Below are 12,823 nucleotides of genomic sequence, written 5' to 3' on the forward strand. Positions count from 1 at the left end.
AAGCCGGCAGTTCAGGTGCAGCAATCACATCTCTGAGAGAGATGGACGTAAATTGCCGACAATGAACCAGAAATCAGAGCAGAGATTAGCCCTTGGCCGTGCGACCCTATGTGGCGGGTAACGTTACGGAAAGCCGTCCACGAATTTGAACCGATTGAATACTGGAAACGCCTTTAGCGCGCTCAGAAATAACGGAATTCCCAGCAAAACCGGCTTTACAGCCGCCCCGCTCTGTCGCATCCATCCAGCACAAGCGCTGAGAGGAGCGCACTATCCCGGAGGAGATTTCATGGCCAGACAAAAAGTAGCGATGCTGACGGCGGGCGGCCTTGCCCCCTGCCTTTCCTCAGCCGTCGGCGGCTTGATCGAGCGTTACAGCGATGTCGCGCCGGAACTGGATCTCATCGCCTATCGCTCCGGTTATCAGGGCGTGCTGCTTGGCGATTCCATCGAAATCACCCCGCAGATGCGCGAAAAGGCGCACCTCCTGCATCGTTTCGGCGGCTCGCCGATCGGCAACAGCCGCGTCAAGCTGACCAATGCGGCGGACTGCGTCAAACGCGGCCTCGTCAAGGAAGGCGAAAACCCGCTGAAAGTGGCGGCCGAACGGCTGGCAGCCGATGGCGTCACCATTCTCCACACGATCGGTGGCGACGACACCAATACGACGGCCGCCGATCTTGCCGCCTATCTCGGCCAGAACGGTTATGACCTCACCGTGGTCGGCCTGCCGAAAACCGTCGACAACGATGTCGTGCCGATCCGCCAGTCGCTTGGCGCGTGGACGGCGGCGGAAGTCGGCGCGAACTTCTTCGATAATGTGTCGAACGAACAGAGCGCCGCACCGCGCACGCTGATCATCCATGAGGTGATGGGCCGCCATTGCGGCTGGCTAACAGCCGCTACCGCCCGCGCCTACATGCAGAAAACCAGGACCCACGATTACGTCGAGGGCTTCATGATGGACGAGCAGTTGAAGAAGATCGACGGCATCTATCTGCCGGAGATGCGTTTTGATCGCGATGCGGAAGCCACCCGCCTCAAGGACGTGATGGACCGCTATGGTTTCGTCACCCTGTTCATTTCCGAGGGCGCCTGCATGGATGTCATCGTCAGGGAACTGGAAGCGTCCGGCGAAAACATCAAGCGTGATGCCTTTGGCCATGTGAAGCTCGATACGATCAATGTCGGCGGCTGGTTCCAGAAACAGTTCGCCTCGCTGCTGGGTGCCGAACGCTCGCTGGTCCAAAAGTCCGGCTACTTTGCCCGCTCGGCTCCTGCCAATGGCGATGACCTGCGACTGATCCAGGGCATGGTCGATCTGGCTGTGGAAAGTGCGTTGAATGGCGTTTCCGGCGTCACCGGACACGACGAAGATCAGAATGGGAAATTGCGCACGATCGAATTCCCGCGTATCAAGGGAGGCAAGCATTTTGATTTGTCGACCCCATGGTTCGGTGAGGTCATGACGGCAGTCGGCCAAGGTTTCGAAAAGGCCTGATTTTCAGCGGCAGCGGCCCGAAAGAGGAAGGGCCGGAGGAGAATGGGAATGTCCAGCGATGCAATGCTTCTTTTCGCAGCGGCGGCGTTGTTCCTCGTCATTCTGCCCGGTCCGCTTGCCGATCTGACCGCGCGCTACACTTTGTCGCGCGGCCGCCTCACCGGCCTTCTCACCGTTCCGGCGATCGCGCTCGGCCTCGTTGCCGCCATGACGGTGGCGAGCATGCCGGTTGTCGCCGTCGCCCGTTACTTGCCGCACCTTTTCGAACTCGTCTCGTGGATCGGCCTCACCTATCTTCTGCTGCATGTGCTGTGGACGCTGCAGCATCCGGCCCGCGGTTATCTCGCCCACAACGACAACCTGCCGGAACGCCAGCCGGTCCGCATTTTTCTGCACATCTTCCGCCTTGCGGCGCTGAAACCGCGCTCCATCCTCGCCTTTATCGCGCTTCTGCCGCAGGCTTTCGATCCACATGGCTCGCTTTCTCTGCAACTGGTTGAAATGGATGGTGTTTTGCTGGGTGCGGCAATGGTCGGCTGCGTGATGAACGTCGTCCTTGCGGGGCGCCGTCTGAAGCGGGCCGAAAAACTCGGGCTTAAGAAGCCAGCCTCGCGCAAGCCTCGTACGCGATTTATATCCCGTCGTGCGGTCACGGCCGGATACCGGCGGATTGCCGCCTGAAAAAAAGCGAAGCGACCAAAAAAAGCTGTGCGCAGACTTTGACACGAATAGGCGTTTGGCCTTGAAAACAGGGGCTTAACGAACACCTGTGCAGTCCACTTGCCCGAATGCTACCAATCGGTTAATGGACGTAATGATCCGTTAGGATTCTTGAGCGGGCTGGGACAACCGATTTCATGAGAGCGACCCAATGGTGATCACGCGATTTGGCGGCTGCAAGACGGCTCTGGCTTTTGCTGTTTCTTCCGCACTCGCGGGTTGTTCGGCCATGGATCAGGCCTCAGGTCCGAATATGACGGCAGGCCAGCCGACGGCGACCGCACAAGCCGATACCGCCGTTGATCCGAACGCAGCTCAGGTGGCCGATATGGCTGGCGAGACCGCGCCGGTTCTCGAAAAGTCCGGCCGCATCCATATCGCCTCGCTTCCGACCAGTCTCAGCGTCACCGAGATCCAGACCGCAGCCCTTGCGTCGTCGGACCCGGCACCGCAGCCTGTTCCGCTCGCCATTGCACCGATCACCGACGCCACCAGTGCAGCGCAGGCCATCGCCAGTGCCGCTCCGGTCGCGGGTTCCGCTCCGGCAACCAGCACAGTTCTCGCTTCTGCTGCCCCCTCACAGCATACTCTTTCCACCAAATCCGGACGTATCGTGCAGCCGCAGATGTCGGCCGGCCCAGTGGCCAATGAAATGGTCGCGACCGCGGAACTGCCCATCACGGCCGAAATGGTCGCCGTTCAGTCTGTCGTGCCGATGCCGAAACCGACTGCACCGAACATGATGCTGGCCTATGCCGGCCCGCACGACGCCGTTTCCGGCATGATGAATGCGGGCTTCTTTCCGCCCGCACCCGGCGCACCGATCCCGGAAACCGCCGATGCCAGTAATCCGCAGCTCAACAAGCTGATCACCCGTTATGCCGGTCTCTATGGCGTGCCGGAATCGCTGGTGCACCGCGTCGTGCATCGCGAAAGCAAATATGACCCGAAGGCCTATCACAAGAACGGCTATTGGGGTCTCATGCAGATCAAATATTCGACCGCCAAATCGATGGGTTACGACGGTCCGGCCAACGGCCTGCTCGATGCCGAAACCAATCTGAAATACGCGATCAAATACCTGCGCGGCGCCTGGCTGGTGGCCGGCAACAAGAATGACGAAGCCATCAAGCTTTACGCCCGCGGTTATTATTACGACGCCAAGCGCAAGAACATGCTGCACGTCTTGCAGTGAGGATGGGACGACCTCTCCCGGACGTCATCATTGGGCCTGTCCCAAGGATCTAACCACGCCCCATATTGACGCTCAGCAGATCCTCGGCACAAGGCCGAGGATGACGTCGTATTTATTGGGACCCTTTGCGCCCCCTCACCTCACCGCCTTCGCGGCCGCCGCAATCAATTCCAGCACGTTGTAGCCGCCGCCAGAGGGCGTCAGCCCCATGCGCAGCACCACCAGCCCCATCGATGGCACTATCGCCACCGTCTGCCCGTCATGACCACTCAGCATGAACATGTCCGCCGGCAGGCCTTCGGCATCGCGGCCATAAAGTTTTAGCCAGGTCTGCATCTGCGAATAACGGCCATCAGATTTCGGCGAAGCCTTGCCCATCATCGCAACAGTGCCCTCAGGCAGCAGGCGTTCGCCCTTCCACATGCCATCCGCCGCCAGCAGCATGCCGAAACGCGTCCAGTCGCGTGCCGTCGCATAAATGTAGGAACTGCCGGCAAGAGTACCGCTCGCATCGGTCTCAAACACCGCGCTTTGCATGCCGAGCGGCGCAAACAGCGCCTTCCGCGGATAGGCAAGAGCCGTCGCCTTGTCGCCGATGCGGTCCATCCAGAGTTTCGACAGGATCACCGAGGTGCCGGAGGAATAGGAAAACTTTGTGCCGGGCGAAGCTTCCAGCGGCGTGTCGATGGCGAATTCGGCCATGTCCTGCTCAAGGAACAGCATACGCGTGACATCCGCCACCGTGCCGTAATTTTCGTTGAAACCGAGGCCGCTCTCCATGGCGAGAAGCTGCGCCAGCGTGATCTCGCCACGCTCGTCATTGGCCCATTGCGGAAAGAGGTTGCGATCCGAATAGGCCAGCTTACCCTCACCCACCAGCTTGGCGATCAGCGCCGCATTGACCGTTTTCGCCATAGACCAGCCAATCAGCGGCGTTTTCTCCGAAAATCCCGCGCCGTAGCGCTCACCGAGAATACGCCCGTTCTGCGCAACGATGACGGCGCGCATGCCGGGTCCGGTCAAAGCCTCGTTTGCCAGAAGCGAGGTGATCCGCTGATCCGCCTCGATCTTCGCACCGTCTGGGAAAAGAACGTCGGCCGGAGCTGATTCGGGCCCGATGATCGGCGAGCTCTGGTTCCGCTCGCCCTTGGCGGCCAGATCCTGCGTCACCGCGCAACCGACATCGTCACGATAGATGGCGACCGAAGGCGCGATGAACCCGAAGATCGCCGCATCCACCTTCGCCGCCTGTTCATCGACACTCACCCGCATCAGCCGCAGCAGCGGATGGCCCGGCGCCTGCACATCGACGGCCAGCACCTCCTGCGCATCGCGATCCGCCAAAAAAACGTTGGAACACACGATCTTGGCGGCATAACCGCTGCCCACCCGCAAAAGCTCCGGCGGCATGGTGACGAGCCAGACAAGGCAGGCGGCCAGCAGCGTGACGACGGTGATGAGGATGATCTTGATGATGCGCATGGCGGGCTCCGGTTGCGGGCGCATGCAATCAGGAAAGTTTCATCAAGGGAAGAGCCGCGACTGTCACCATGGTCACATATCCGCGTCATCAAACTGTAGCAGGCCGGGTCTAGAGCCGTTTCAACTCATGAAGAGCAGGAACGATCATGACTGATTTTGCTTCGGAAGCCGGTTATCTCAAGAACGAGAAACTCAAGAGTGCCCTCCTCCAGCACAAGGCGCTCTCGGCCAAGGGTCTTTCCGAGCGCATGTTCGGCCTCCTGTTTTCAGGCCTCGTTTATCCGCAGATCTGGGAAGACCCGGATGTCGACATGGCAGCGATGGAACTGGCTGAAGGTCACCGTGTAGTTACCATCGCATCCGGCGGCTGCAACATGATTGCCTATCTCAGCCGCCGCCCGGAAAAGATCGATGTCGTCGATCTCAATCCGCACCACGTGGCGCTGAACCGTCTCAAGCTGACGGCCTTCCGTCACCTGCCCGGCCATTCCGACGTCGTACGCCTGCTCGGCCAGCACAATAACGACGCCAATATTTCCGCCTTCGATACGTTCATCGCCCCGCATCTCGACGACACCACCCGCGCCTATTGGCAGAAACGCGGCGTCAACGGCCGCCGTCGCATCGATGTGTTCAAGCGCAATATCTATCGCACCGGCCTTCTCGGTCGTTTCATCGGCGTCGGCCATCTTCTGGCGCGCCTGCACGGCGTCGATCTGACGAAAATGGCGGAGGCAAAATCGTTGCGCGAACAGCGCCAGTTCTTCGAAGACCGCATCGCCCCCCTGTTCGACAAGCCGTTCATCAAGTTCCTCACCAGCCGCAAGAGCTCGCTGTTCGGCCTCGGCATCCCGCCGCAGCAATATGACGAGCTGGCGAGCCTTGCCGATGACGGCTCGATCGCACCGGTCCTGCGTCAGAGGCTTGAAAAACTCGCCTGCCATTTCCCGCTGCGCGACAACTATTTTGCCTGGCAGGCCTTTGCACGCCGGTATCCGCAGCCGCATGAGGGTTCGCTGCCGACCTATCTGCGCGAGGAACATTACGCCGCGATCCGCGACAATGCCGAGCGTGTCAGCGTCCACCACGCTAGCTTCACCGAACTTCTGAACCAGAAGCCGGCCGCTTCCGTCGACCGTTACATCCTGCTCGATGCGCAGGACTGGATGAACGACGAGCAGCTCAACGACCTTTGGACCGAAGTCACCCGCACTGCCGCTCCCGGCGCCCGCGTCATCTTCCGCACCGCCGCCGAAAAGAGCGTCATCGAAGGCCGCCTGTCGCAGGCCATTGCCGACCAGTGGACCTACAGCAAGGACCGCTCGGAGGCGCTCAACGTTCAGGACCGCTCAGCCATCTATGGCGGTTTTCACATCTACACCAAAAACGCCTGAGTGGGGCCGGACGGATGGCGGCGGCAAACGAACACAATCACCTGAACGGCGGAGACCACGACCATGCCGCCCGCATGGACGGCATGTACCGTTACCAGCGGCACATCTACGACCTCACCCGCAAATATTACCTGTTCGGCCGCGACAAGGCGATCGCCAGCCTTGGCATGGCGGAAGGCGAAACGCTGCTGGAAGTCGGCTGCGGGACTGGCCGCAACCTGCTGCTTGCCCACAAACACCACCGCGGCGCAAAACTGTTCGGTCTCGATATTTCCGCCGAAATGCTGGAAAGCGCCCGCCGCAATTTTCGAAACAAGGCCGAGCAGCCGGTGCTGAAAGTGGCCGACGCAACCACGTTCAAGGCTCAGGATTTCGGCACGGACGGCTTTGATCGCATCCTGATCTCCTATGCCCTGTCGATGATCCCCGACTGGGAAGGCGCGATTGATGCGGCGCTGAAAGCCGTCAAGCCCGGCGGTTCGTTGCATATCGTCGATTTCGGCCAGCAAGAGCGCCTGCCCGCATGGTTCCGCGCGATGCTGCAGGCCTGGCTCATCCGCTTCCATGTGACACCACGGGCGAACCTCCACGAAGCCTTGGAAAAACGACTGGCGGATGCCAATGCCGACATGATCTTTGAGGAAATCGGTGGCGGTTACGCCTGGCATGCGATCATCCGCAAGCGCGCCTGACATTGCCGACCTGACACGATTGTCATCAGCGGCCGGGCTCGCCCGGCTCCAATTTTCCGGTCTTTGTGCTAAACCCGATTCGGCCCGACCAGCACGCATGGACGGTCAAGAAATCTGAGCCTCAAGACCGGACCTTTCATGCATCGAGCCCTTATCGCCCTTGCCGTGACCGCAATGCTGGCCACCGGCTGCACCTCGACCGCAGACCTGCTCGACGCGCCGTCGATCAAGGGCACGCGTTTCAAGGACAATGACCCGCAGGACTTTGGCCGCAACCATCCCGGCACGCACGCCGTGCATGGCATCGACCTGTCGAAGTGGAACGGCACGGATATCGACTGGCAGGAAGTGAAAAAATCCGGCGTCGCTTTCGTGTTCATCAAGGGCACCGAGGGCAAGGACCGCATCGATTCCGCCTTCACCACCCATTGGCGCGGGGCAGCCAGCGCCGGCATTCCGCATTCGGCCTATCATTTCTATTATTTCTGCTCGACCCCGGAAGATCAGGCCGACTGGTTCATCCGCAACGTGCCGAAGGAAGCCAACATGCTGCCGCCGGTGCTGGACATGGAGTGGAACCACGCCTCGCCCAGCTGCAAGCTGAAGCCCGACACGGAAACGGTGCGCGACGTGATGCAGCGTTTCATGGACCGGATCGAAGCCCATTACGGGGTGAAGCCGATCATCTATACGTCGGTGGATTTTCATCGCGACCGGCTGGTCGGCGCCTTCAGCAACCATCATTTCTGGGTGCGCTCCGTGGCCGCCCATCCAAGCCAGATCTACGCCAACCGCAAATGGACCTTCTGGCAATATACGGCGACCGGTGTCATTCCCGGCATCAAGGGACCGACCGACATCAACGTGTTCTCCGGTTCGGAAAAGAGCTGGCGGCAATGGGTTGCTTCCGCCAACAGGTAGAAGTGCTGCGCTTTGGCGGCGGTACTTGCAGAAATGACGAGGAACTGATGTAAGACGGGCCATATCGGGGCCGTTTCCTTGTTTATGTCACATTGTTTGCGTCACAACAAACGCCAACTCCGCATTTGCCCATAACAGGAAACCTTTGCATGTCCGTCGCACGCCGCCTTGCGCTCGCCCTCACCCTGCCCGCCCTTCTTGCCACCACCACGCTGACGCAGGCCGCGTCGCTGGAGCTTTCGGCCGGCAACAACACCCAGCCGGTTGCCTGCGGTGGCGAGCTGCCGGCCTTCCTCGCCGGCGTCAAGCAGGAAGCCATTGCCAAGGGCATTCCGGCCAGTGCCGTCGATACCGCCCTTGCCGGCGCGCAGATCGATCAGAAGGTGCTGTCGCGAGACCGCGCACAGGGCGTCTTCCGCCAGACTTTTCTTGAATTCTCGCAGCGCACCGTCAGCCAGTCGCGCCTCGATATCGGCCGCCAGAAGATGAGCCAGATGAAGGACATCTTTGGCCGCGCGGAAAGCGAATATGGCGTGCCAGCCGGTGTCATCACCGCCTTCTGGGCGATGGAAACCGATTTCGGCGCCGTACAGGGCGATTTCAACACCCGCAATGCTCTCGTCACACTGGCGCATGATTGCCGCCGCCCGCAGCTGTTTCGCCCGCAGCTGATCGCCCTCATCGAGATGGTCCAGCATGGCGATCTCGACCCGGCCACCAACACCGGCGCATGGGCCGGCGAAATCGGCCAGGTGCAGATGCTGCCGAAGGACATCATCGCCCACGGCGTCGATGGCGACAATTCCGGCCATATCGACGTGAAGAAGTCTTCGGCAGACGCCGTTCTGACCGCCGCCGCCTTCATCAAGTCGCTCGGCTACCGCAAGGGCGAACCATGGATCCAGGAAGTCCAGGTTCCGGAAAACCTGCCTTGGGAAAAGACAGGCCTCGGCAACGAGATGCCGGCGTCGGAATGGTTCAAGCTCGGCGTCACCCCGCGTGACGGCGATACAAAATTCGGCAACCTGCCGACGGCGCTGATCATGCCGCAGGGCCGCAAGGGTCCGGTCTTCCTGACCTATCCGAACTTCAACATCTATCTGGAATGGAACCAGTCGTTTATCTACACGACGTCCGCGGCCTATTTCGCCACCCGCCTGTCCGGCGCGCCGACCTACACCAAAGGCAACCCCCATCCTGCCCTCGATGATGCGGCCATGAAGGACCTGCAGACCAGGTTGCAGGCACGTGGCCACGATGTCGGCAAGATCGACGGCATTTTGGGCTCCGGCACGCGCAACGCCATCCAGAAGGAACAGCAGCGCCTTGGCCTGCCCGCCGACGGCTGGCCGACCCAGCAGCTGGTTCAGGGGCTCTGAGCCAGAACTGACGAAACGAATTTTTGCGTCTGCGCCGCCATCCGTTAAAAATCGGGTGGCGGCGTTTTTATTGCGGGTCTATCCCTGATCAAGACAGGGAGATTCTCGCCACATGACCGCCTCGACCATGACCAAACCCGGTGCCGGCGCCTGGGCACTTCTTTTCGTTCTCGGTCTGCTCGGGGGCGGTTCGTTCTTTTTCGCGCGCATCGCGGTGGCGGAAGTACCGCCCTTCACTTTGGTCTTCTTCCGGCTGTTTCTCGCCGCACTGGCGCTGCATATCTATCTGCGCGGCCGTTTCGGCACCTATACGCTCTTGAGAGAGCACTGGCGCTCCTTCGCCATCCTTGGCCTCATCAACAATGCCATTCCGCACACGCTGATCTTTTTCGGCCAGACGGAAATCGGCGCCGGCCTTGCCGCCATCCTCAACGCCACCACGCCGATCTTCACCGTGCTGATCGCCAACCGCTTCACCGAGGATGAAAAACTCTCGACCGCAAAGATCATCGGCTGCCTGCTCGGCCTTGCCGGCACGATCGTGCTGATCGGTCCCGGCGTCTTCACCTCCACGGCCGCCCCGCTCTGGGCGCTGATCCTGCCCGTTCTCGCCGCCCTCTCCTACGGATGTGCCGGAACCTACGGCAAACGCTTTCGCGGCCTGCCCGCACCGGTGACGGCAGCCGGCCAGATGACGGCCTCGTCGATCATCATGCTGCCGGTCATGCTGGTCGCCGACCAGCCCTGGACGCTCGCCTTCCCATCCGCAGCCGTGGTCGGTGCCATCCTCGCGCTGGCACTGCTCTCGACGGCGCTCGGTTACCTGATCTACTTCCGCATCCTAGCACTCGCCGGCGCCACCTACACGTCACTGGTGACGCTGCTGGTGCCGCCAAGCGCCATCCTGCTCGGTGCAATCTTCCTGCATGAGCGGCTCGATGTCGCCGAAGTGGCCGGCATGGCGCTGATCGGATTGGGGCTTCTGGTGCTCAACGGCATGCTTGGAATCCGCCGCTGACACGGTGCTCGATTCGACTATCCACAGGCGAAATGTGGCAAAGCATCACGTAACGTAACGCTTGTTAACAGGCCGAGCGATTAATTTAAGGGGTGGTTAAGCCTGTTCGTTAATGCGATTTATTCATTTAAATCAGCTAATTAACATAGAAATAGCAGCGCCTTGGGGCACCAGGCCGCACATCGCAGCGTAAATTACCGTTTGCAATTGCGGCCAAACGCGCCACAATTGATCTGTCAACGCAAGGAGGCAGATATGGGACGCACTCATTCTCTCAATGTCCTGGTGGTTGGTGCAGCGTTCGTTTTCGTAGCCTCGATGCTTTTCATCTGAGGCCAGCCGCGCCCTTCAACCGGTCATTACAGCATCCATTGACCGTTTGATCTTCAATGCACTTCAAATTGAAAAGGCCCATGATCCGTCAGGAACATGGGCCTCTTTTTTCGTGATGAAGGCTGCGACCGATCAGGCCGCCGCCCCTTCCTTTGCGGCCACGCGCTGGCGACCGAGACGCTCCAGAACGGCATTGGTGAGGGCCGAACGGTTCATCGTGTAGATGTGGAACTCGCCAAGCCCGCGACGGATCAGATCCTGGATCTGTTCGGCGGCGACATCGGCAGCCACTTCGGCACGCGCCGCGGCATCATCCTCGGTGCCGGCAAAACGGCGATCGAGGAATTCCGGCACGGTGGAGCCGCAGCGGCCGGCGAACCGCTTCAGCATGCTGAGGTTCTGGATCGGCATGATGCCCGGCACGACCGGAAGCGTGATGCCTGCCGCCCGCACCTTGTCCATGTAGCGTTCGAACACGTCGTTATCGAAGAAGAACTGCGTCAGTGCGCGGTCGGCACCATTATCCGCCTTGCGCTTCAGCATCTCGATATCGGCATTGGTGTCAGTGCTCTCCGGGTGCTTTTCCGGATAGGCAGAGACGGAAATTTCGAAACCACCAACATCCTTCAGCGCCGCCACCAGTTCGGCAGCGTTGGCATAACCTTGCGGATGCGGCTGATAGGCCGTGCCGATGCCGGCGGACGGATCGCCGCGCAGGGCCACGATATGGCGCACGCCGGCAGTTCGCAGTTCGTCGATGACGGCAAGCGTTTCCTCGCGCGCCGCGTCGACGCAGGTCAGGTGCGAAGCGGTCGCCATCGGCGTGTCTGACATAAGACGCTCGATGGTGCTGAAGGTCGGCGCCTTGGTGGAACCGCCGGCGCCGTAGGTCACCGACACGAATTCCGGGTCCCATTCCGTGAAGTCGCTGACGGATTCCCACAGATGGGCCTCCATCTCCGGCGATTTCGGCGGAAAGAATTCGAAGGAAAGCCGGAAGGCGTGTCGACCCTTCTGTTCGGGGGCTTTCGTCTGCATGGCGTGAAGTCTCCGATCTTATGCGATATGTTCCGGGCTCGCGGCCGGAACCTTGTCGTCAGCAATCAACAGGCGGCGATCGCGGGCAAGCCACACGGTCGCCGTCAATGCGGCCTCGTTCTTTCTGTCCGCCGCCAGATCCAGAACCTCTTCGACATCGAGGCCGGCCTTGTTCAGCCATTCGGCCACCGACTGATGCGAAAAGCCGAGACGGACATGCGCATGGTCATTGCGCAGGTATTCCAGTTCATGCGGCGCCAGATCGACGATCAGCAACCGGCCACCGGGACGCAAAACACGCGCCGCCTCACCGATCGCCAGTTCCGGCTGATCGAGAAAATGCAGGACCTGGTGAATGATCACCAGATCGAAATCCTGGCCTTCCAGCGGCAGGTTCAAAATATCGCCATGGCGCACGGACGCCTTGACGATGCCGGCCTTGTCGAGATTGGCGCGCGCCACCGACAGCATGTCGCGGCTGGCATCGATGCCGACCGCATGGCGATAGCTATTCTGCAACACCTGCAACATCAGGCCTGTGCCGGTGCCGAGGTCGAGAAGCGCATCCACCGGATTGGGGCCCACCAGCCGCAGCACCGCGTCCTCGACTGCGGCATCGCTCACCAGAAGGCGACGAAGCTCGTCCCATTCGGAAGCGTTGCGGCTGAAATAGGCCTGCGCCCGATCTGAGCGCGTACGCTTGACGGCGGCCAGACGCTCACCATCGCGCAGAAGAACCGGATCGTTGCGATCGGATACGGCCAGAAGCGTGCGCACCAGCGTTGCGCCATCACCTTCGTGGCGCAGGCGAAAATAGGCCCAGGCGCCTTCCTGATAGCGTTCGATCAGGTCTTCTTCGGCAAGCAGCTTCAGATGGCGGGAAATGCGCGGCTGGGACTGCCCGAGGATTTCGGTCATATCGCTGACCGTCAGGTCTCCGGAGGCCAGAAGCGCCAGCAGGCGAAAACGGGTCTGCTCGCCCGCTGCCTTCAGAACATCCACCAATGCATCCAGCCCAAGGGCCATGTTTCTCACCAACTTTCAATCAAGATATAAAGATATCTTTATGTGAAGAGTCGCAATCATGCAAGTGGAAAGCTGTGGGTAGCACGGATGATTGGCAAAAATGCGAAGGGGCCGTGACCGGCCC

At 60.5% G+C, this 12,823-nt stretch carries 11 protein-coding genes; 8 read left to right on the forward strand and 3 right to left on the reverse strand.

Features of this window, described 5'->3' with window-relative positions; translation table 11 throughout:
• Positions 1–289: 289 nt before the first annotated feature.
• From J2T09_RS07930 to J2T09_RS07940, 3 genes are all read left to right on the forward strand, one after another.
• Positions 290–1,501, forward strand: a complete 1,212-nt coding sequence (locus J2T09_RS07930; RefSeq protein WP_306832989.1) for a pyrophosphate--fructose-6-phosphate 1-phosphotransferase — start codon at positions 290–292, stop codon at positions 1,499–1,501.
• A 48-nt stretch (positions 1,502–1,549) separates the two neighbouring features.
• Positions 1,550–2,182: a LysE family translocator gene (locus J2T09_RS07935; protein WP_306832992.1), complete on the forward strand. Its 633-nt coding sequence runs from the start codon at positions 1,550–1,552 to the stop codon at positions 2,180–2,182.
• Between the two features lie 190 nt (positions 2,183–2,372).
• Positions 2,373–3,416 (forward strand): transglycosylase SLT domain-containing protein, encoded by a 1,044-nt coding sequence (locus J2T09_RS07940; protein WP_306832994.1) that lies wholly within the window; start codon positions 2,373–2,375, stop codon positions 3,414–3,416.
• Between the two features lie 135 nt (positions 3,417–3,551).
• Here J2T09_RS07940 and J2T09_RS07945 read toward each other — a convergent pair whose 3' ends face one another.
• Positions 3,552–4,898: a serine hydrolase domain-containing protein gene (locus tag J2T09_RS07945; RefSeq protein ID WP_306832996.1), complete on the reverse strand. Its 1,347-nt coding sequence runs from the start codon at positions 4,896–4,898 to the stop codon at positions 3,552–3,554.
• Positions 4,899–5,044: 146 nt separating this feature from the next.
• Here J2T09_RS07945 and J2T09_RS07950 point away from each other — a divergent pair, with 146 nt between their 5' ends.
• The 5 genes from J2T09_RS07950 (at position 5,045) to J2T09_RS07970 (ending at position 10,302) form a co-directional block, all read left to right on the forward strand.
• Positions 5,045–6,292: a DUF3419 family protein gene (locus tag J2T09_RS07950; RefSeq protein ID WP_306832998.1), complete on the forward strand. Its 1,248-nt coding sequence runs from the start codon at positions 5,045–5,047 to the stop codon at positions 6,290–6,292.
• A 14-nt stretch (positions 6,293–6,306) separates the two neighbouring features.
• Entirely contained in the window at positions 6,307–6,984 is a 678-nt protein-coding gene (locus tag J2T09_RS07955; protein WP_306833000.1) for a class I SAM-dependent methyltransferase, read from the forward strand.
• Between the two features lie 138 nt (positions 6,985–7,122).
• Positions 7,123–7,905, forward strand: coding sequence for a glycoside hydrolase family 25 protein (locus J2T09_RS07960; RefSeq protein WP_306833002.1), 783 nt, complete (start codon positions 7,123–7,125; stop codon positions 7,903–7,905).
• Positions 7,906–8,054: 149 nt separating this feature from the next.
• A complete protein-coding gene (locus J2T09_RS07965; RefSeq protein ID WP_306833004.1) occupies positions 8,055–9,284 on the forward strand; it encodes a lytic murein transglycosylase in 1,230 nt (409 codons plus the stop codon).
• A 112-nt stretch (positions 9,285–9,396) separates the two neighbouring features.
• The gene (locus tag J2T09_RS07970; protein WP_306833006.1) at positions 9,397–10,302 is read left to right on the forward strand and encodes a DMT family transporter; all 906 of its coding nucleotides are present in this window, start codon (positions 9,397–9,399) and stop codon (positions 10,300–10,302) included.
• Positions 10,303–10,767: 465 nt separating this feature from the next.
• Here the strand turns inward: J2T09_RS07970 and metF are convergent, their stop codons facing one another.
• Together metF and J2T09_RS07980 are read right to left on the reverse strand one after the other, a co-directional pair.
• A complete protein-coding gene (gene metF / locus J2T09_RS07975; RefSeq protein ID WP_306833008.1) occupies positions 10,768–11,673 on the reverse strand; it encodes a methylenetetrahydrofolate reductase [NAD(P)H] in 906 nt (301 codons plus the stop codon).
• 18 nt (positions 11,674–11,691) lie between these two features.
• Entirely contained in the window at positions 11,692–12,699 is a 1,008-nt protein-coding gene (locus J2T09_RS07980; protein ID WP_306833010.1) for an ArsR/SmtB family transcription factor, read from the reverse strand.
• Positions 12,700–12,823: the final 124 nt, after the last annotated feature.

The sequence above is a fragment of the Neorhizobium huautlense genome (assembly GCF_030811685.1).
Taxonomy (GTDB): domain Bacteria; phylum Pseudomonadota; class Alphaproteobacteria; order Rhizobiales; family Rhizobiaceae; genus Neorhizobium; species Neorhizobium huautlense_A.

Bases quoted from the DNA above. Each gene is read 5' to 3' on its own strand.
- J2T09_RS07930 (WP_306832989.1), top strand. From the start codon at position 290: ATGGCCAGACAAAAAGTAGCGATGCTGACGGCGGGCGGCCTTGCCCCC.
- J2T09_RS07935 (WP_306832992.1), top strand. From the start codon at position 1,550: ATGTCCAGCGATGCAATGCTTCTTTTCGCAGCGGCGGCGTTGTTCCTC.
- J2T09_RS07940 (WP_306832994.1), top strand. From the start codon at position 2,373: ATGGTGATCACGCGATTTGGCGGCTGCAAGACGGCTCTGGCTTTTGCT.
- J2T09_RS07945 (WP_306832996.1), bottom strand. From the start codon at position 4,898: ATGCGCATCATCAAGATCATCCTCATCACCGTCGTCACGCTGCTGGCC.
- J2T09_RS07950 (WP_306832998.1), top strand. From the start codon at position 5,045: ATGACTGATTTTGCTTCGGAAGCCGGTTATCTCAAGAACGAGAAACTC.
- J2T09_RS07955 (WP_306833000.1), top strand. From the start codon at position 6,307: ATGGCGGCGGCAAACGAACACAATCACCTGAACGGCGGAGACCACGAC.
- J2T09_RS07960 (WP_306833002.1), top strand. From the start codon at position 7,123: ATGCATCGAGCCCTTATCGCCCTTGCCGTGACCGCAATGCTGGCCACC.
- J2T09_RS07965 (WP_306833004.1), top strand. From the start codon at position 8,055: ATGTCCGTCGCACGCCGCCTTGCGCTCGCCCTCACCCTGCCCGCCCTT.
- J2T09_RS07970 (WP_306833006.1), top strand. From the start codon at position 9,397: ATGACCGCCTCGACCATGACCAAACCCGGTGCCGGCGCCTGGGCACTT.
- metF (WP_306833008.1), bottom strand. From the start codon at position 11,673: ATGCAGACGAAAGCCCCCGAACAGAAGGGTCGACACGCCTTCCGGCTT.
- J2T09_RS07980 (WP_306833010.1), bottom strand. From the start codon at position 12,699: ATGGCCCTTGGGCTGGATGCATTGGTGGATGTTCTGAAGGCAGCGGGC.